Annotated in this window: 13 protein-coding genes; 6 read left to right on the top strand and 7 right to left on the bottom strand. The window is 60.7% G+C overall.

Annotated features, from left to right (window positions below; all coding sequences use genetic code 11):
- Nucleotides 1–77: 77 nt before the first annotated feature.
- From speB to HSW_RS14050, 7 genes are all read right to left on the bottom strand, one after another.
- Nucleotides 78–1,169, bottom strand: coding sequence for an agmatinase (gene speB / locus HSW_RS14020; RefSeq protein WP_044002446.1), 1,092 nt, complete (start codon nucleotides 1,167–1,169; stop codon nucleotides 78–80).
- Nucleotides 1,170–1,321: 152 nt separating this feature from the next.
- A complete protein-coding gene (locus HSW_RS14025) occupies nucleotides 1,322–1,960 on the bottom strand; it encodes a chemotaxis protein CheC (protein WP_231501291.1) in 639 nt (212 codons plus the stop codon).
- A 60-nt stretch (nucleotides 1,961–2,020) separates the two neighbouring features.
- Nucleotides 2,021–3,652 carry a chemotaxis protein CheA gene (locus tag HSW_RS14030; protein WP_044002447.1) on the bottom strand — a complete coding sequence of 544 codons (1,632 nt, stop codon included), beginning with the start codon at nucleotides 3,650–3,652 and terminating at the stop codon, nucleotides 2,021–2,023.
- Nucleotides 3,649–4,737 carry a chemotaxis protein CheB gene (locus HSW_RS14035; protein ID WP_155832982.1) on the bottom strand — a complete coding sequence of 363 codons (1,089 nt, stop codon included), beginning with the start codon at nucleotides 4,735–4,737 and terminating at the stop codon, nucleotides 3,649–3,651. Before HSW_RS14035 ends, HSW_RS14030 begins: the two co-directional genes overlap by 4 nt.
- 59 nt (nucleotides 4,738–4,796) lie before the next feature.
- Nucleotides 4,797–5,180: a response regulator gene (locus tag HSW_RS14040; RefSeq protein ID WP_044002449.1), complete on the bottom strand. Its 384-nt coding sequence runs from the start codon at nucleotides 5,178–5,180 to the stop codon at nucleotides 4,797–4,799.
- 51 nt (nucleotides 5,181–5,231) lie between these two features.
- Nucleotides 5,232–5,759 (bottom strand): chemotaxis protein CheW, encoded by a 528-nt coding sequence (locus tag HSW_RS14045; protein WP_044002450.1) that lies wholly within the window; start codon nucleotides 5,757–5,759, stop codon nucleotides 5,232–5,234.
- Between the two features lie 65 nt (nucleotides 5,760–5,824).
- Nucleotides 5,825–10,189 (bottom strand): HAMP domain-containing protein, encoded by a 4,365-nt coding sequence (locus HSW_RS14050; protein WP_231501292.1) that lies wholly within the window; start codon nucleotides 10,187–10,189, stop codon nucleotides 5,825–5,827.
- Nucleotides 10,190–10,520: 331 nt separating this feature from the next.
- Here HSW_RS14050 and topA point away from each other — a divergent pair, with 331 nt between their 5' ends.
- The 6 genes from topA (at nucleotide 10,521) to HSW_RS14080 (ending at nucleotide 19,500) form a co-directional block, all read left to right on the top strand.
- Nucleotides 10,521–13,019 (top strand): type I DNA topoisomerase, encoded by a 2,499-nt coding sequence (topA, locus tag HSW_RS14055; RefSeq protein WP_044002451.1) that lies wholly within the window; start codon nucleotides 10,521–10,523, stop codon nucleotides 13,017–13,019.
- Between the two features lie 152 nt (nucleotides 13,020–13,171).
- The gene (locus HSW_RS14060; RefSeq protein WP_052346444.1) at nucleotides 13,172–14,080 is read left to right on the top strand and encodes a DUF4846 domain-containing protein; all 909 of its coding nucleotides are present in this window, start codon (nucleotides 13,172–13,174) and stop codon (nucleotides 14,078–14,080) included.
- A 37-nt stretch (nucleotides 14,081–14,117) separates the two neighbouring features.
- Nucleotides 14,118–14,810: an SIR2 family NAD-dependent protein deacylase gene (locus HSW_RS14065; protein ID WP_044002452.1), complete on the top strand. Its 693-nt coding sequence runs from the start codon at nucleotides 14,118–14,120 to the stop codon at nucleotides 14,808–14,810.
- Nucleotides 14,811–14,830: 20 nt separating this feature from the next.
- The gene (locus HSW_RS14070; protein ID WP_155832983.1) at nucleotides 14,831–15,070 is read left to right on the top strand and encodes a hypothetical protein; all 240 of its coding nucleotides are present in this window, start codon (nucleotides 14,831–14,833) and stop codon (nucleotides 15,068–15,070) included.
- A 66-nt stretch (nucleotides 15,071–15,136) separates the two neighbouring features.
- Nucleotides 15,137–15,688: a metal-dependent hydrolase gene (locus tag HSW_RS14075; protein ID WP_044002454.1), complete on the top strand. Its 552-nt coding sequence runs from the start codon at nucleotides 15,137–15,139 to the stop codon at nucleotides 15,686–15,688.
- 86 nt (nucleotides 15,689–15,774) lie between these two features.
- Nucleotides 15,775–19,500: a hypothetical protein gene (locus HSW_RS14080; protein ID WP_044002455.1), complete on the top strand. Its 3,726-nt coding sequence runs from the start codon at nucleotides 15,775–15,777 to the stop codon at nucleotides 19,498–19,500.
- Nucleotides 19,501–19,619 lie beyond the last annotated feature (119 nt).

Here is a 19,619-nt window from a genome sequence, read left to right on the forward strand (position 1 = left end):
CGTACTCCCTCCGGATGAGTTATAAGTTGAGTTATGAATGATGAATTGTGATTATAACCTAACTCATCATTCATAACTCATTTTTCCACTGCCCGGGCTTTCAGGCGGTCTTGCGATACGCCCATCCAGTTGGCCATGTGGTAAAGCAGGCGAGCTCCCACAATAGCATTCCACTCGGTGTCGCCGGGGGCTACTTCGTTCAGGTCGCAGCCGATAATGGTGCGGCCTGAGCGCACGACCATCCGAATCAGGTAGAGGGCTTGCTCGAACTCCAGACCGCCGGGCACGGGTGTACCGGTACCGGGGCACAGCTTGGGGTCGAGGCCGTCGATATCGAAGCTCAGGTACACTTTCTGGGGCAGCTGGGCCACAATCTTCTTGCACTCCTTCTTCCACGATTTGCCGCCTAGCATTTCATTCTGTAGAAACCGGTCGGTAAACAAGGCCACGCGCCCATTACTCTGGTCGATGTACTCCGCCTCCTGCTGGCAATAGTCCCGGATGCCTACCTGCACCAGCTTTTTCACCTGGGGTAGTTTGAGGGCGTTGTACATAATAGAAGCGTGCGAAAACTCAAAGCCTTCGTAGGCGGGCCGCAGGTCGCAGTGGGCATCTATCTGCAGAATTCCGAACTCCTCGTGGCGCGCGGCCAGGGCATGCAGGTAGCCAAGGGGAGTACTATGGTCGCCACCCAGCACCACCACGCCCTTACCAGCGTCCAGCAGCGCCCCGGTTTTGTCCTTCAGCCATTCCAGTAGGGCTTGGCCGCGCTGATTAATGCGGGTAGGCACATCCACGAAGGAAGCATGGGTTTCCTCCGGCTCACCGTCTTCCAGCCAGCCAATATATTCTTCGGCCAGCGGGCGCAACGCATGGCTCTCGGCAGCTATTTTCTCGTCCGGTTCTTCCATGGCCAGGCCCATGCGCCAGGCGTCGGGCAGGTCAGGGTCGTAGAGGTCCACTTGCAAAGAGGCCGTACGCATGGCTTCGGGGCCGTCGGCGGTACCGGCGCGGTAGGATACGGTTACCTCCCACGGGACGGGTACCACCACTACCTGCGCCTCCTCGGGCGTAAAGGGCAGGCCATAGAGGCCACCGGCCGTATCGCCCAGGGCATTAGGGTCAAAACTGGCAAGCTTGCGCTCCAGCGCAGAAGCAGAATCAGCCATAGCAACAGAAAATTGAGAGTGAAACAGAGAGTTGAGGCTTCGGTATACGGTCGTGGCCCCCGCGCCGGGAGTAACGCCACCCGAAATGGGCGTCGTTCCCGGCCGCAGGGGCCACGGGCACCGTCGAACTGACGCGGCACAGGGCCGCAAACTTATAAGTTAGGCTGCTGGCCGCCCATAAAGTCGTAGGTCCGGATGATTTCCAGAATCTTCTCGAAGGTGTCGCGGTCAAAGAAAATCATCAGTGGGAGCTCCACTGAATTGTCCTTGTCAGAGAATTGCGTGACCACCGAGAAAATCAGTGGTTGTACCATTGGGCGGTCAAGTAGCAAGCTCCGCAGGGCTGCCGCCATATCGCCGCGCGGGTGGGCGGGCGGCGCCCCGTAGATGTGGGCTTTCAGAATATTAGCCAACTGCGTGACCAAGGCCCCAGTGATGATGTTACTGATTTCCAACAGCAACGATTCCTGCATTTCGTCAATATTGACGGAATCGGAGGTAGTCATGCGCAGACATACCCGCGAGAGTCGCTGGACATGCTGGCCGGAGAAGAACATAAGCGTGGTACCGTTGAAATCCCCCCGAATATCAGACTGGATAACGACGTGGTCCGTCTGCAGCTCAGTTACTTTGTCCAAAATGCTTTTTCCCGATACAATATCAAGGTTGGGCACTTCCAGCATTACGCGCTCCTGGGCGATAACCGCGAATGAATCGGCGGCACGAGCCAGCCCGATATTCAGGATTTCGCGGATGATATCCCGCTCCAGTTCCGTCATGTGCAAATCCATAGGAATCAGTTGAAAAGGCAAGCGGCCGAAACCGGCTGCCGGGGGTCTGCAATACGAGAGTTATGGTCGTTTGGCTAAAAACAGCCGGGTTAACGCGGGCACATCAAGCACCAGGCACACCTGCCCGCTGCCCAACAGCGTAACGCCGCCAAACAAGTCAATGGTATCCAGCGGTTTACTCATGGGTTTGACCACGATATCCTGCTGGCGTAAAAACCGGTCGACGATGAGGCCAAGCCGGCGGTTGTTGTAGTTGACGATGATGATATCCTGCCGGCCTTCGAGGTCGGTTCTGACAGCGGGCGGCAGTGGCCCGTCGCCATTGTGCAACAGGCGGCGCAGAGACACCACCGGCACATTCTCTTCCTGAATCCGGGTAAGCAGCATGCCGCCCACCACGTTGAAGTTTTCCGGTAGTAAGGACACCACCGAATCGGTGTGCATGAGGGGAATAGCGTAGTTGCGCTGGTCCAGCTGGAACAGCAACGCGCCCTTCACGGCAATGGACGTGGGCAGTACCAGCGTAAACGTAGTTCCCTGCCCCAGGACCGAATCAACGCGCAACTGGCCGCCCAACGAGTCGATGGCCAGCTTTACCACGTCGAGCCCCACACCTCGGCCCGAAATTTCGGTTACTTCCTTGGCCATGGAAAACCCCGGCTCGAACAGGAACCCCCGTACCGCACTATCATCGAGGGTGGCCGCCACGTTAGCGGCCACTAGCCCCCGCTCCACAGCTTTACGTCTTACGCTTTCCACGTCAATACCCCGGCCATCGTCGCGCACCTGCACCAGCACGTCGTCGCGCTCCGTTTGGGCGGAAAGCAGCAGATGTCCCTGAGACGGCTTACCGGCGGCTATCCGCTCAGCGGGCGTCTCAAGGCCGTGGCCAATGGCGTTGCGCACCAGATGCAGCAGGGCATCGGTGATAATCTGCAGGATATTCCTGTCAATCTGGATGTCTTCCCCAGTCATGGTCAGCTCCACATCCTTTTTCTCGGCGGTGGCCACATCGCGCACTACCCGCGGAAATTTGCTAAACAAGGACCCAACGCCTACTAGGCGGGCATCCATCACGCTGTACTGCAGTTCATCGGCAATACGCGAGAGGTGGGCGGCGGCGGCTATCAGGGCCGGATTACCGATTTCCTGGCCCAGCGTGAGTACCCGGTCCCGGTCAATGATCAGTTCCCCCACCAAGTTCATCAGGTGGTCGAGCTTTTTGATCTGGATATACACCAGATCCGACAATTCCAGCTTGCGGGTAGTATCCTCTTCGTCGTCTGTTTCCAGTTCCAGTACGGGTTCTTCGCCCTGCACCAGCCGGTCGAGGTTGGCCATCAGATGCGTTACGTCGGGGAGGTCTTCGTTGGCACCTACCGCCCGGATCATTTCGCCAATGGTATCAATGCCTTTAAAAAGCACGGGTACCACCGAACCGGTAAACGTTTTCTCCTTGTCCCGAATCAGCCCGAAGATGGTTTCCATGTGGTGGGCTACCTCCCCAATGGGGTTGTAGCCCATAGCCCGGGCATTAGACTTGAGGTTGTGCATGAGCCGGAACAGCTCATTGAGGGCTGGCTCATCGGTGGGGCTGCGTTCCAGTTCACTGATATGCCGGCTCATGGCGTCGTAGTATTCCAACGCCTCGGACATGAAAATCTCCCGGTATTCCTGTTCCCGTGACTTCATCGTGCCGGTACAGGTTGAGTACGGGAAGAAAAGCAACCTACTGGCCCGGAAGCCAACGGCTGTACGTGGCGGACCATGAAATCGGTCATACTGCTCAAGGGCAGTACCTCGCTGGCCAGCCCGGCCTGAATAACTGATTTAGGCATGCCAAAAACAGCAGAAGACGCCTCATCCTGCACGATGACGGTTCCGCCGTGCTGTCGGATACTGCGAGCCCCGGCAGTACCATCATGTCCCAGGCCTGTAAGCACCACGCCCAATACATTCCGCCCTACCAGCCGGGCCACTGACTGCATCAGAATATCGACCGACGGAACATCCAAGCTGGCTTCGGTAACAAAATCAGTCTGCCAGCCCAGCCAAGGACTATCGGTAACGGGACGTATTACTAGGTTATGTCCACCAGGAGCCACCAGTATCTGCCCGGCCTCCAGGCGTGAACTGCTACCTGCCGCCGCTAACGGCAGCGGGGTAGCCCGGCGAAGACGATCTACCAGAGAATCAGTGAAGTGCGCAGGCAGATGAACCGCTACCAAAACCGCCCAAGGAAAACCCGAAGGCAGATTGCGTATGACTGCTTCTACAGCCGGGGCGCCCCCCGTAGAGCCGCCAATGACAACAACACCGCGCGGCGGCAATGGTACGGCGCGGGTCCGGATAGGCAGCACGGCAGCGGGCGAAACAATCGATGCAGGCTTAGGTTGCGCGGCCCACAGCTTGCGCTTCAGGAGCCGGTGCCACTCAGCCAGCTCCGACCCAGTTGCCGGAGCGGGCGTAACGTAATCGTACACGCCCAAGCGCGCTGCTTCCCGCAACATGCCGGGCAATGGAGCGTGCGAACTGTATAGCAGCACCGGCACTGGGTACTGCCGCCGCAGTTGCTCCAGGCCCAGCAACTGGTCTTCCGTTACAATCACTGCCGTCGGCCGCAGGCGGCGAGCCAGCGTGGGCAGCTCCGCAGTAGCCGCAGCCGGCCCTACCAGCTCCATATCGGAGCCAGCGGGCAGCAGCCGGACTAGGCCTGACCGCACCGAAGTAGGCAGGTTACCAAGCAGAACAGTAAAAGAAGGTGTGGAAGCAGACACGAGAAAACAGCTACACGAAAGCAGAGGATTCGGCTCAGACCGAGCCTTGGAAAGTCAAGCTAGGCCTGATCGGAAGCAGCTTCCTGCAGGGCACTACCTACAATTTCCAGCACCTTTTCTTCCGAGAAAGGCTTCACGATATAGGCTGTAGCACCGCTTTCTAGGGCCTCGTTTACAATTACTTCCTGGCCCACAGCCGAGCACATCACCACTTTCACCTCGGGCTGATCTTGACGGATGCCTTTCAGTACGTCGAGGCCAGTATTATCGGGCAGAATCACGTCCAGAGTAATCAGGTCAGGGCGGGTGGCAGCGGCCATTTCCAGGGCTTGCTGGCCGTTAGCCGCCTCACCTACCACCTCATAGCCGGCGTCGGTGAGCATATTCTTGAGCATCGTACGCATGTAAAAGGAGTCGTCGACGATGAGGATGCGGTTTTTCATGAGAAGGGTAAAAAGCGGAATGAGGGAAATAAGCTGAACAGTCCAGTAAGGCTATGCTTGTGTACGGCTCCCGGCGGGGGAAGATTCCCCTTTGGGCTGTAACTGCATGATTTCGGACGGGGTGAGCAGCTTAAGCATATCGAGCACCACAATAATGCGGCTGTCGATTTTGGCAATCCCCTCAATGTATTTGTCGTGAATGTTGATGTCCTGGATGAACTCCGGGGCCTTTTCGATGATAGACTGCGCAATGGACAGCGGCTGGGGCACCTCGCGCACCATGATGCCGATGGTGTACTCCTTGGCCTCAATGGCCATGGTGTACGAAACGGCCGGCATTTCCTGCCCGGCGGCCCGCAGTCGGAACCGCTCCTCCAGATCAATCACCGCAATAATGTCACCGCGCAGGTTAGCAATTCCTTTTACGAAGGGCGGCGTTTTGGGCATGCGGGCAATTTCCGGGGTGATGGTCACCTCCTTCACCTGCTCGATGCGGATACCGTACTCCTCCTCGCCCAGCCGAAATACAATCAGCTGAATGATGGGGTCCTGTTTGGCGCTTTTTTCAGATTCAGGCATGCCTGAGGGAATAGCAACCAGCTACGCGGCCGGGTGGCTGCGTAGCTGGTCGGGGAAATGAAAACTTATTTGGCTTTGCGCTTCGGGGCTCGCGCCTTAGGAGCCGGGGTTTCGGCCGACGCCTGCACTGGATCAGTCTTTTTAGCCGTCCGGCGAGAACCGCCCTTCCGTGCTGGAGCAGTAGTTTCAGCAGGAACTTCAGTTACCGGAGCGGCCGATATACGCCGGGCACCGGCGCGGCGAGGTGCCGCCGATACTTCGGTAACGGCCGGCGCGGCTGGCTGCCGACGGGCGGAGCGGGCCGAAGTGACCGGGGCAGTCGGAGTCGCTACCGGCTGCGTAGTGGCCCGGCGGGTTAGGGGCCGTCGACGGATTGGCTCGGGTTCCGGCTCAGGTTCTGGCTCCAGATCTTCCATCAGCTGGAAGGCCGAAAGACCCAGCTGCAGATCGTCGGCAATGTCGGTGAGCTTCTGGCTGCTGGTCGTCAACTCCTGCATGCTCGAAGAGAGCTGCTTGGCGGTGCTGGCTACCTGCTGGGTGCCCGAGGCCGTTTGCTCGGCAATGGCTACCACTTCTTCCACGTATTTCACCACGTCGCCGATGGAGGTTTTCTGCACCTCGGTGGCCGTGAGAATGTCGCGGGAAGTGCGCAGGGTTTCGCCCGAGCTGGTGGCAATGTTCTTAAAGGCCGAGCTGGCCTCGAAGGTGGCATTCTTGCCTTTCAGTACCCGGCCTTCCATGGTGCTGATTGCCGATGCAGCGGAGGTAGTATCCTTCCGTACATCTTCCACCAGTGTGGCAATTTCACTGGCCGACTTGCGGGAGCCTTCGGCCAGCTTGCGGATTTCCTCGGCTACTACCGCGAAACCTCGACCAGCTTCCCCGGCGCGGGCTGCTTCGATAGCAGCGTTCAGGGCCAGCAGGTTGGTCTGGGAAGCAATGTCGGTAATCACGCCCAGCGACTTGCTGATCTCCCCGGACCGCGTGCTCAGTACCTCAATGGTTTTGGAAGTCTGGGCAGCAGCGTTGCTGATTTCCTCCATGTTCTTCACCACTTCGGCCACTGTTTTCAGACCCAGCTGAGAGGTTTGCTCACCTAGGATGGCCGCTTTAATGCCGACATCGGCCTTCCCGGCTGTTTCCTTGGTGGCCTGCATGATTTCTTCGATCAGCTTGAAGGCCTGGTCAGTCTTGAGGGCCTGGTTCTGGGCACCTTCGGCCATCTGCTGCATAGCCAAAGCCACGTCAACAGTAACCCGGCTCATCTCCTGCCCTTTCACCACCATTTCCTCCGATGATTCGCCCACAATCTGCGACGACTCATTGATTTCGCCCAGCAGTTCGTTGAGGTTATCCACGGCAATGTTCAAGGCATCGGCCATAGCGCGAATGTCACCGGTGGTTTCGATTTCCACCTGCTGCTGCAGGTCGCCTTCCGAAATGGCCCGTACCACGCGGCTCACTTCCAGTACCGGCGAGGCAATGGATTCGATGAGGGCGTTAAGCGTATCCACCAGCTCCTTCCACGAGCCTGACACGTCGGTTACCGTGGCGCGCTCGGTTAGCTTGCCTTCTACCCCGGCCACCTTAGCTACGCGGCTAACTTCCACCGCGAGGCGGTTCAGGTCGTCCACCATGCGGTTGATGGTTTCGGCCAGCTCAGCCACCTCGCCCTTGGCATCGAGGGTCAGCTTCTGGGTCAGGTCACCCTGCGAAACGGCGGTTACTACCTTCACAATGCCCCGCACCTGGGTGGTGAGGTTGGCGGCCATCGTATTTACGTTGTCGGTAAGGTCTTTCCACACACCCGACACGTTAGGCACGTTGGCCTGGCCGCCAAGGCGGCCTTCAGTACCTACTTCCTGGGCCACGCGGGTTACTTCGCCGGCAAACACGTTGAGCGAGTCCACCATCTGGTTGATGTTGTCCTTCAGGTCGAGCAGTTCGCCTTTTACATCAACGGATACTTTCTGGCTCAGGTCGCCGCGGGCTACTGCAGAGGTTACGTTGGCAATGTCGCGCACCTGACTGGTGAGCGAGGCGGCCATGAAGTTTACGTTGTCGGTGAGGTCCTTCCAGGTGCCGCGCACGTTGGGAACCACGGCCTGGCCGCCGAGGCGACCTTCGGTGCCTACTTCGCGGGCCACGCGGGTTACTTCGTCGCCGAACGTGTTCAGCGAGTCCACCATCTGGTTGAGGTTTTCCTTGAGCTGGAGCAGCTCGCCGCGTACGTTCACTGTCACCTTCTGGCTTAGGTCGCCGCGGGCTACGGCCGTAGCTACGTTGGCAATATCCCGTACCTGCGAGGTCAGGTTCGAGGCCATCGTGTTTACGTTGTCAGTCAGGTCCTTCCACGTACCCGATACGCTGGGCACGTTGGCCTGACCACCGAGAATACCTTCGGTACCTACTTCGCGGGCCACGCGGGTTACCTCGCCGGCAAAGATGTTGAGCGAGTCCACCATCTGATTGAGGATGTTCTTCAGGTCGAGAATCTCGCCTTTTACATCCACTGTCATCTTCTGGGTTAGGTCGCCTTTGGCTACGGCCGTGGCTACGTTGGCAATGTCGCGCACCTGACTCGTCAGGTTGGAGGCCATCGTGTTTACGTTGTCGGTCAGCTCCTTCCAGGTGCCGCCGACGCGGGGCACGGAGGCCTGGCCGCCGAGGCGGCCTTCGGTACCTACTTCGCGGGCTACACGGGTTACTTCGTCGCCGAAGATGTTGAGCGAGTCCACCATCTGATTGAGGATGTTCTTCAGCTCCAGGATTTCGCCCTTCACATCCACGGTCATCTTCTGGCTCAGGTCGCCGCGGGCTACGGCGGTGGCCACGTTGGCAATGTCCCGCACCTGACTCGTCAGGTTGGAGGCCATGTAGTTTACATTGTCCGTCAGGTCTTTCCATACCCCGGCCACGTTCGGCACGGAGGCCTGACCACCGAGCTTACCCTCGGTGCCTACTTCCAATGCCACGCGGGTTACCTCGCCGGCAAACAGGTTCAGCGAATCCACCATCTGGTTCAGGTTCTGCTTCAACTGCAGCAGCTCCCCCTTCACGTCCACGGTGATTTTCTGCGACAAGTCGCCCTTAGCTACGGCGGTGGCTACGTTGGCAATGTCCCGTACCTGCAGCGTCAGGTTCGAGGCCATGTAGTTTACGTTGTCCGTCAGTTCCTTCCACACGCCGGCCACATTCGGCACGATGGCCTGGCCGCCAAGGCGGCCTTCGGTACCTACTTCCTGGGCCACGCGGGTTACCTCGCCGGCAAACAGGTTCAGCGAGTCCACCATCTGGTTCAGGTTCTGCTTCAACTGCAGCAGCTCCCCCTTCACGTCCACGGTGATTTTCTGGGTCAGGTCGCCTTTGGCTACGGCGGTGGCTACGTTGGCAATGTCCCGTACCTGCAAAGTCAGGTTCGAGGCCATTGTGTTTACGTTGTCGGTCAACTGCTTCCATACGCCGCCCACGTTCGGCACGGAGGCCTGACCACCCAGTTTCCCTTCGGTACCTACTTCCTGGGCCACGCGGGTTACCTCGCCGGCAAACAGGTTCAGCGAGTCCACCATCTGGTTCAGGTTCTGCTTCAACTGCAGCAGCTCCCCCTTCACGTCCACGGTGATTTTCTGCGACAAGTCGCCACGGGCTACGGCCGTGGCCACGTTGGCAATGTCTCGTACCTGAGAAGTCAGGTTCGAGGCCATGTAGTTTACGTTGTCGGTCAGGTCTTTCCAGATGCCGCCCACGTTGGGCACGGAGGCTTGGCCGCCGAGCTTACCCTCGGTACCTACTTCCTGGGCCACGCGGGTTACTTCGCCGGCAAACAGATTCAGGTTATCGATGGTCTTGTTGATGGTTTCGGCCATCACCTTGAAGTCGCCCGACACCGGAATCTGGAAGGTTTCGTCCAGATTGCCTTTGCTGATGTTCTTGAGCACCTTGCCTACCTCCAACACCGGCACGGCAATGCTGTCCACCAGCCCGTTGATGTTGTTGATCATGTCGCGCCAGAAGCCGGCGGCGTTTTCCCCGGAGGCGCGGGCCTTCAAGTTTCCCTCCACCCCGGCCACCTTCGAGATACGCGACACCTCGCCGCCTACCCCGCCAATCATCTCCACCATGGAGTTATAGGCTTCGGCAATTTCGGCGAAGATGTCGTCGTTCTGCTTGGTCAGCCGCACCGATACGTCGCCCTTTTTGAAGGCGTCGAGGGCGTAGAGCACCCGGTTAAGCTGGTCGTTGATGTAGTCGGGATCCTGCGTGTCGTAGCGGCCGTTGGTAGTAGTCCCACTCTTGCGGGTGTGGTTACCGCTGGACCGGGTAGCGTTGCCTTTGGCGGCAACCGTTGCGGGTGTAGCCGAGGCTACCTCAGAAGTAACGGAAGCGGCCGAGGCCGGGAGGGTGGTTTTGGGCGTCTTAGCTGAAGCCATACACTGGGTTTGGGGCGGAGCCTGCGGGGAAGAAGGCGGTGCACAAACGGAACCTCCAGGGATAGGGTTCCGGAACAGACAAAGGTAGCAGATAAGCCCGCTTTGCCACTATCAGCCCCAAAAACTTGAACACCGGAAATAACTTCCGGAAACTGAACGGCTTGCCGCTGCTCCGCGTTGGCCAACCACTCGTATATATAAGGAGTCAGCTTCCGATATTTGGGGCCGCCCGCAACAAGGCCGGATTATTCCAGCATCTTTGCGGCAAAATTCAACTTTTGCACTGCCCCGCCCGTTTCCTATCGAAACAAGCGCAGTGTATCCCACCCCTATGGTCAAAAATCTAGTCATCGTCGAATCCCCGGCCAAGGCCAAAACCATCGAAGGTTACCTGGGCAAGGACTTTGTGGTGAAGTCTTCGTTCGGCCACGTGCGCGACCTGCCCAAGGACAACAACGCCATTGACGTTGCCAACGGGTTCAAGCCCACCTACGTCGTTTCGGCCGATAAGCGCGAGCTGATCAGCCAGTTGAAAAAGCTGGCTAAGGAGGCGGAAGTGGTATGGCTGGCGAGTGACGATGACCGGGAGGGCGAAGCCATCAGCTGGCACCTGGCCGAAACCCTGAATCTGACCGGCGGCGACAAGACGCGCCGCATCGTGTTCCGTGAAATCACCAAGAACGCCATCCTCACCGCCATTGATAATCCCCGGGAAATCGACCTGAACCTGGTGAATGCCCAACAGGCCCGCCGCGTGCTCGACCGGTTGGTGGGCTTCGAACTGAGTCCGGTGCTGTGGAAGAAGGTAAAGGCCGGTCTTTCAGCGGGCCGGGTGCAGAGCGTGGCCGTGCGCTTGGTGGTTGAACGCGAGCGGGAAATCAACCAGCACAAAACCTCCTCCGCCTACCGCGTGGTGGCCCGCTTCGATGCCGGCCGGGGCGCGGTGCTGGAGGCCGAGCTGCCCACCCGCTACAAAACCCGCGAGGAAGCCGAGGCGTTTCTGGCCCGCTGCGTGGGCGCAACGTACCGCATCGAGAACTTGGAGAAGAAGCCCGGTAAGCGCAGCCCGGCGCCGCCGTTTACTACTTCTACGCTGCAGCAGGAGGCCTCGCGCAAGCTGGGCTTCTCGGTGGCCCAGACGATGAGCGTGGCCCAGAAGCTCTACGAAGCCGGTAAGATTTCCTACATGCGAACCGACTCGGTAAACCTCTCGCAGGACGCGCTAGCCGCTGCCCAGGAGGAAATCAGCCGCGCCTACGGTCCCGAGTACGCTCAGACCCGGGTATACAAAACCAAGTCGGCCTCGGCCCAGGAGGCCCACGAAGCCATCCGCCCCACCGACTTTGCTTTGCTGAAAGCGGGTTCCGACTCGCAGGAGCAGCGACTATACGACCTGATCCGGAAGCGGGCCATGGCCTCGCAGATGGCCGACGCGGTGATTGAGCGGACGGTGGCCACCATCGGCATCAGCACCCAGCCCGGCGTCACGCTCACGGCCACCGGTGAGGTTATCACCTTTGAGGGTTTCCTGAAAGCCTACGCCGAAAGCAAAGACGAGGAGGAACAGGACGAAGCCGCCGAATCGTCGTTTTCGCGGGGGCTGCCGCCGTTGAGCGTGGACCAGGAGCTGCCTTTGCAAGTATTGCGCGCCACCGAGCGGTTTGCCTCGCCGGCGGCCCGCTACACAGAAGCTTCGCTAGTGAAAAAGCTGGAAGAAATGGGTATTGGCCGGCCTTCCACCTACGCCCCTACCATCAGCACCATTCAGAAGCGCGGCTATGTGGAAAAAGACTCCCGCGAAGGCAAGGAGCGCAAGTTCCACGTGCTCACGCTGGAGGGCGACGCGGTGAAAACCGAAGTTAAAACCGAAACCTACGGGGCCGATAAAGCCAAGCTGTTCCCCACGGATACGGCCATGGTGGTCAACGACTTTCTGGTGGAGCACTTCCCGGTGATTGTGGACTACCAGTTCACGGCCAAGGTGGAGGACGAGTTTGACCGCATTGCCGACGGCAAGGAAGTGTGGACCGACATGCTGGCCGGCTTCTACGGCACCTTTCACGAAACCGTGGAGCGCGGCCAGAACATTGAGCGCAACACGCTGGGCAGCAACCGGGAAATTGGGCTGCACCCCGAAACCGGCCAGAAGCTAACCGCCCGTCTGGGCCGCTTCGGACCGTACGTGCAGATTGAGCCGCTGGAAGGTGCGCCCGAGGGCGAGAAGGCCGTGTACGCCAGCCTCCGCAAGGGCCAGTTTATTGAGAATATCACCCTGGAAGAGGCGCTGGAGCTGTTTAAGCTGCCGCGCATCGTGGGCTCGTTCGAGGACAAGGACATGACGGCCGCGCTGGGTCGGTTCGGCCCTTACATCCGCCACGACAGCAAGTTCTATTCCCTCACCAAGGAGCAGGACCCGCACACCATCACGGCCCAGGAAGGCGTGGACCTGATTGAGAACAAGCGCAAAACCGACGCGGAGCGCCTCATCAAGTCGTTTGCCGAAAACCCCGACGTGCAGGTGCTTAACGGTCGTTTCGGACCCTATATCGTGGCTGGCAAGAAGAACGTGAAGATTCCGAAGGGCGAGGAGCCCGCCGACCTCACGCTGGAACGCTGCCTGGAGCTGGCCGACGCTACGCCCGACAAACCGGCCAAAGGCGGCCGTTTCGCCAAGAAGGCCGCGCCCGCCGAGAAGACGGAAAAAGCCGATACGCCGGCCAAGAAGCCAGCCGCTAAGAAAGCCGCCACTAAAAAGCCGGCGGCAAAAAAAGCAACCGGCACCACGGGTGCTAAAAAAGCTGCGCCCAAAGCGGCCCCAAAGGCCAAGTAACATAGCCGAGTGCGGCCTTGAGCCAAGTCTCCGGTGTGATTATCAGAAAAGCCTCTCCGTTCCGGGGAGGCTTTTTTTGTGCCAAACCGCGTGAAATACGCCGCCTGAAAACTCCGTTATTGCAGCTCTATCCGGTTCTGATTATCCGTTTTATGAAACACGCCGTTCTGGCTCTGGCGGCCGCGCTGCTCAGCTGCTCTCCCGCCGACTCCAATTCTACTAAAACGCCCGCTACGGCCCCGCCCGCCCCCCAGGCGCCGGCTGAAACGCCCGGCCGGGCTACGGATTACAAATGGCTGCCCGCCGGCCGCTACAATCCGCGCCAGACGGTGGCCGCCCGGTTTGCGCCGCCCCGGGGCTACCAGCGCGTACCCGTGACAACGGGTTCGTTCGGGCACTGGCTGCGCCACCTGCCGTTGCTGCCGATGGGCACGCGCGTCCAGCTCTACAACGGTCAGCCCAAAGACCGGCAGGACGTGCACGCCGCCGTGCTAGACCTCGACGTGGGCACCCGCGACCTGCAACAGTGCGCCGATGCCGTTATCCGCTTGCGAGCCGAGTACCAGTTCAGCCAGCAACCCGACCAAGTGCATTTCCACCTCACCAGCGGCGACGATATCCGGTTCCAGGACTGGTATTCGGGCACGGGCTTTAAGGTAGCAGGCAATGCGGTGCAGCCGACTCCGCGCCCGGCTGAGGCGCCCACGCACGCCGTCTTCCGCCGTTACCTCGACCAGATTTTCACCTACGCCGGCACCTTGTCGCTCAGTAAGGAGCTGCGGCCCATGCCCTTGGCTCAGGTGCAACCCGGCAACGTGCTCATCCGGGGCGGCTCGCCGGGCCACGCGGTACTGGTGCTGGATGTGGCCGTACAGCCCGGCTCCGGCCGCCGGCTGGCGCTGCTGGCCCAGAGCTATATGCCCGCTCAGCAGATGCACGTACTCACCAACGTGTGGGACGATACCAGCCTGGGGGCCTGGTTTCTGCTCGACCCGGCAGCTACTCTGGTAAGCACTCCGGAGTGGACGTTCCGGCGCGAGGAACTGGGCCGGTTTGAGTAGTTTCGAGGCACCGTATACCGTCAAGAATTTACGCAGTATGAAAAAGAAACTGGTAGCGCTGACCGGTGCCGGAATTTCGGCGGAAAGCGGGCTGGCCACCTTCCGGGCCTCGGACGGGCTCTGGGAAAACCACCGCATCGAGGACGTAGCCACGCCCGAGGGCTGGGCCGTCAACCCGGCCTTGGTGCTGGAGTTTTATAACCAGCGGCGCGGAGCCGCCCGCGCCGCCCAGCCCAATGCCGGCCACCTCGCGCTGGCCGAGTTGGAGCGGGATTTTGAGGTGGTCATTGTGACCCAGAACGTGGACGATCTGCACGAGCGGGCCGGTTCCTCGCGCGTGATTCACCTGCACGGCAAACTATTGGAAGCTCGCAGCTCCCGCCACGAGGAACTGGTGTACCTACTGGACTCGGACCGGATTGAACTGGGCCAGCTCTGCGAGAAAGGCCACCAGCTACGGCCCAACATTGTGTGGTTTGGTGAGGCCGTGCCCCTGCTGGAGCTTGCGGCCCACGAAGCCGCCACCGCCGACGTGTTTCTGGTAGTGGGCACTTCCCTGCAGGTGTACCCGGCCGCCGGGTTGGTCGATTACGTGCGGCGCGGCACGCCCATCTATATCATCGACCCGCACCGCCCACCCGTGAACTCACGCCCGAATCAGCACTTCATCACCGAACCCGCCACCATTGGCGTAGCGCAGGTAGCCGCCGAGTTATTGGGCAGATTGTAATTCGGATACTACTTTCCTGTATGCTTCCACATCGTCCATTATTACTACTGGGTGATATCAGCGGCCTCTTGTGGGCAGGTGGGTTTGTACTGCTGGCGCTGTTTCTCGGCTTTATGGCTTTTGTGTTACGGGTAGGCAAACGGGACTTTGTTGATAGAGCGGCCACTGCTGAGGGAAAAGAGCGCCGACTGCTTTTGCTTATCCTACTTGCACCATTTTTTGCCCTTTTCATCCTCTATACCTTGCTGGTAGGCTTCTAACTGACAAGCCTGAAATCGACATACAGCCTGTTTCGATTGTATTTTCACCTCTCACCATTTCACCTCTTGGCTTCAATCGTTGGACACTGCGCGTTGGGCGCTACGCTGGGTAAGCTGCTGCTGCCGGAGCGGCGCTACTGGCCGTACTGGGTGCTGGCCGCCGCCTGCGCCTTTCTGCCCGACGCCGACGTTATCGGCTTTAAGTTTCACGTGCCGTACGCCAGCCTATGGGGACACCGGGGTCTGTCGCACTCGTTGCTGGCGGCGGCCGTGGTGGCCTCGGGCCTGACGCTGCTCACGGCCTGGCGGAGGCCGGTTGGGGCACCGCCCCTGGGCCGACTGTTGCTATTACTGGCGCTGGCCACGGCCTCCCACGGCGTGCTCGATGCCATGACCACAGGCGGCGAGGGCGTGGCGTTTTTCAGCCCGTTTGATACGGAACGCTACTTCTTTCCGCTGCGGCCCATTGCCGTGTCGCCCATTGGGGTGAAGAAGTTTGTGGGTGCCTGGGCCGCCCGGGTGTTACGCAGCGAGGTGCAATGGGTGCTGCTGCCCTGCCTGCTGGTGCTGCTGGCTCAGGCGGCGCTGCGGCGGTTTCGCGGGCCGGTGGCAGCCTAAAAGTCAGCCAGCAGCCGGCAGGTTAAAGTTAGATTAAATCGAAAGCCGGCTTTTCGCGTAGAAGAGCTTCCAACGCTCCCCTCTCTATGCCCTTACGCTACTCCCGGCCTCTGCTCACCAGTCTTGGGCTGCTGACGGCCCTGCCGCTGCTGGCCCAGCAGCCCCCGCCAGCCCACACCGTTTTTCTACTCGGTAACACCGCCACAGCCGAGCTGCCCACCAGCCGCCTCCAGGCCTTGCGCCGCACGCTGGAGCAGCAAACCGGCCCTTTCACGGTGGTGCACCTCGGCGACATTGTGGGCAACCAGGGCCTGGGCTCGGCCAAGGATTCCAGCCAGGCCGGCCAGACTGCCCGCGCCGATGCTCTCATTGCGTTGGTGCAGGGCCTGCCCAACGGCAAAATCTACTTCCTGCCCGGCGACAAGGACTGGGCCAACTCCGGGCCTGATGGCCTGAAGCGGGTGCGCCGCCTCGAGAAGTACATTGAGGACAAGCTGCCCGGTCAGAATGCCTTTATCCCGACCGGTGGCTGTCCCGGCCCCGAAATCGTGGACGTGGCCCCGCTGGTGCGGCTGGTCGCCATCAACTCGCCCTGGTGGACGCACCCCTACGACCGGCCCGAAGCCCCCGATACCGACTGCAAAACCCTCACCCGCGAGGAATTCCGGGAGCAGTTGCAGGACGTGCTGGATGAAACCAAGGGCCGCAATGTGCTGCTGGTGGGCCACCAGCCGGTCATCAGCAACGGCGTGTACGGAGGCCACATGCCCCTGAGCCGCCACCTGCTGCCGCCCGTGGCCGGCACCGTGTACGCGGCTTACCGCCAGAATGTGGGCTCCCCCCGCGACCTGGCCAACCCCGCCTACCAGCAGTTTCAGAAGGAGCTGCTCAACACCCTCAAGGACCACCCCGGCGCGGTGTACGCCGCCGCCCACGATTTCAGCCTGCAACTCACCGAGGCCGAGGGCAGCTACCACCTAGTGTCAGGCTCTTTTGCCGAGAAGCAGCACGTGGGGGCCAACGCCCGCTCGCAGTTCAACGAGTCGGCCGAGGGCTTTTCCCGCCTCGACTACTTCCCCGACGGCACCGTCAAGACGGCGTTTTACACCTTCGAGGCCGGCGGGGCCACCGTGAAGCAGGCCTACGCCGCCACTCTGTTCCGCTCGGCCTGCGGGCCCGAGCAGGTGGGCGTGCCGGTAAACTCCTTTATTCCTGAGTGCCCCTCGGCCCCCAAAGGGGTGGCCGAAACCAAGCCTGATGCGCCGTTTGAAGCCACCCAGACGCTGGCGGCCGGCCGGCAGTACGGCGGCTCGGGCTCTTCCCGGTTCTGGCTGGGCAAGCTCTACCGGACTTCTTGGACGCAGCCCGTGCAGGTGCCTACTCTGAACTTGGCTACCGAAAAGGGCGGCCTGCGGGTGTTCGGACGGGGCGGCGGCCGGCAGACCACATCCATCAAGCTCATTGCCGCCGACTCCTCGGAGTACGTGTTCCGCTCGGTGGACAAGGACGTGACGCGCATTCTGCCGCCCGAGCTGCGCCGCTCCTTCGCCGCCGACGTGCTGCGCGACATCACGCCCACGGCCCACCCGTACTCGGCGCTGGTGACGGGCTCGTTGCTGGATAAAACCGACATTCTGCACGCCCGGCCCCGCCTGTTCGTGCTGCCCGACAACAACCAGCTCGGCCCCTACCGCCCCGAGTACGCCGGCCTGCTGGGTACGCTGGAGGACCGCCCTGTGGACCCCAAGCCCAACCTGCCCGGCTTCGACGGGGCCGATGAGGTGCGCCGTTCCTTCAGCTTCTTCCGCCAGCTCTACAAGGACAACGACAACCGCATCGACGCCGTGTCCTTGGCCCACGCCCGGGCGTTTGATATGCTGGTGGCCGACTTCGGCAAGCACGAGGACAACTGGAAATGGGCCGGGTTCAAGGACGGTAAGAAGACCGTTTTCAAACCCATTCCGCGCGACCGGGACCAGTCGTTTACGCTCTGGAACGGCACCCTCTCCTACTTGGCTAACCGCGAATGGGCTGTGCCCAGCATTGAGGACTTCCAGGCTGAGTTCGGCGACATGAAAAGCCTGAACTGGCCGGCCCGCCACCTCGACCGGTTTCTGCTGCAGAGCCTGAGCCGGGAGCAGTGGCAGCAGGTAGCCCGCTACCTGCAGGAGCGCCTCACCCCTGCCGCCATCGACGAGGCCACCGCCACGCTGCCCACCGAGCTGAAGCCATTGTCGGGCGACGAGCTGAACCGCAAGCTGAAGGCCCGCATCAAGGAGCTGCCCAAGGCCCTGGACGAGTACTACCTGCTGCTGGCCAAGCGCGTGGACGTAGTAGGCTCCAACAAAGCCGAGGTGTTCCGGGTAGACCGCCAGGCCGACGGCCGGGTGCGGGTGCAGCTGTTCGATAAAGCCAAGGACGGCGACGAGCCCAACGGCCCGGCCCTGTTCGACCGCACGTTCTCGCCCAGGGAAACCCAGGAAGTCTGCCTTTACGGCCTCGATGGCAAGGACGTGTTCACGGTAACCGGCACGGCCAAGAAAAGCGTGCTGGTGCGCATCATCGGGGGCGACGGTAAGGACCGAATTACGGACGACTCGCGGGCCGGGGGCCTGCGCACCCTCACCAAGGTGTACGACGTGCCCGATACCGACCTGAAGCTGGGCCCTGAGTCGGACAACCGGACATCTACCCGCCCCGACGTGAATCAGTACGACCGGGAGCAGTTCGAATTCAACTCCTACAAGCCCCGGGCTACCGTCATCGTGAATGCCAACGACGGCATTGGGGTGGGTGCGGGCGTGGATTTCATGCGCCAGGGTTTCCGCAAGCCGGGCTTCAAGAACCTGTACTCGTTTGACGTGCGCGGCTCCAGCGGCGGCAACTTTCAGGTGTCGCTGGCCTCGCGGCACCGCTACGCGTTCGGCAAGTGGGACGTGGGTGCCCGCACCGAGTACGGCAACTTCTTCCCGTTCTACAACTTCTTCGGCCTGGGCAATAATACTACCAAAGACCAGGACCTGTACGACGACAAATTCTACAAAGCCCGCTACAAAGGCTTCACGCTGGGGGCTTTTACGGAACGCGTGTTCTGGCAGCGCAGCCTGTTCCGCATCGGGCCGGCGTATGAGCAGTACACCTCCAGCTACGCCCGGGCCAGCTACCTGGGCCAGCTGGAAAGCGGCGGCATTCCGGTGCCCGAGGGCCAGGTGCCCAACACCGACTTTCAGCGCCTGATTGGGTTAAATGCCCTGCTCGACGTGGATCTGCGCGACCGGCAGAGCTTTGCCCGACGCGGGGTGCGTCTGCGGGCCCAGCACGATACGTATCATCAGCTCAACGGCAACAAGGGCAACTTCGGCCTCACCCAAGGCTTTGCTGAGTACTACGGCACGGCCCGCCTGGGCATTCCGGTAACGCTGGTGGTGAAGGGCGGCGGGGCCAAAAACTACGGCAACGACGACGACATTCCGTTCTACAAATTCGCCAACCTGGGCCTGCGTGAGGGTCTGCGCGGCTACTACCGCACCCGCTTCACCGGCGACGCCAGCCTGTACCTGAACACCGAGCTGCGCCTGGCCCTGGGCCGCGTGCAGACGTCGTTCCTGCCTTTTTCCTACGGCGTGTTCGGCTTCTACGACCGGGGCCGGGTGTACTACAAGGGCTCCTCGCCGGGCGGCTGGCACGAGGGCTACGGGGCCGGCTTCTACATCGCGCCCGTATCCGACCAGCTGGCCCTGTCGGTGTCGTACCAGAAGTCGGTGGAAAACGGACTGATTCAGTTCGGCCTGGGCTTCCGGATTGACAATTAAACCTTCTTCAACGACTTGCGGCGGGTCGCTTTTCTGGAAGCGGCTCGCCGTTTTGTGTTTTTCGCGCCCTAGCTGGCTTGAAAGGCTATATTTGCGCCAGCTTCTTTTCTCCTCACGTT

The sequence above is a fragment of the Hymenobacter swuensis DY53 genome, assembly GCF_000576555.1.
GTDB lineage: Bacteria > Bacteroidota > Bacteroidia > Cytophagales > Hymenobacteraceae > Hymenobacter > Hymenobacter swuensis.

Excerpts from the sequence above, each read along its gene's own strand:
- HSW_RS14065 (WP_044002452.1), top strand. The coding sequence starts at position 14,118 with ATGAAAAAGAAACTGGTAGCGCTGACCGGTGCCGGAATTTCGGCGGAA.
- HSW_RS14080 (WP_044002455.1), top strand. The coding sequence starts at position 15,775 with ATGCCCTTACGCTACTCCCGGCCTCTGCTCACCAGTCTTGGGCTGCTG.
- HSW_RS14050 (WP_231501292.1), bottom strand. The coding sequence starts at position 10,189 with ATGGCTTCAGCTAAGACGCCCAAAACCACCCTCCCGGCCTCGGCCGCT.
- HSW_RS14060 (WP_052346444.1), top strand. The coding sequence starts at position 13,172 with ATGAAACACGCCGTTCTGGCTCTGGCGGCCGCGCTGCTCAGCTGCTCT.
- HSW_RS14045 (WP_044002450.1), bottom strand. The coding sequence starts at position 5,759 with ATGCCTGAATCTGAAAAAAGCGCCAAACAGGACCCCATCATTCAGCTG.
- HSW_RS14040 (WP_044002449.1), bottom strand. The coding sequence starts at position 5,180 with ATGAAAAACCGCATCCTCATCGTCGACGACTCCTTTTACATGCGTACG.
- HSW_RS14030 (WP_044002447.1), bottom strand. The coding sequence starts at position 3,652 with ATGAAGTCACGGGAACAGGAATACCGGGAGATTTTCATGTCCGAGGCG.
- topA (WP_044002451.1), top strand. The coding sequence starts at position 10,521 with ATGGTCAAAAATCTAGTCATCGTCGAATCCCCGGCCAAGGCCAAAACC.
- speB (WP_044002446.1), bottom strand. The coding sequence starts at position 1,169 with ATGGCTGATTCTGCTTCTGCGCTGGAGCGCAAGCTTGCCAGTTTTGAC.
- HSW_RS14070 (WP_155832983.1), top strand. The coding sequence starts at position 14,831 with ATGCTTCCACATCGTCCATTATTACTACTGGGTGATATCAGCGGCCTC.
- HSW_RS14025 (WP_231501291.1), bottom strand. The coding sequence starts at position 1,960 with ATGGATTTGCACATGACGGAACTGGAGCGGGATATCATCCGCGAAATC.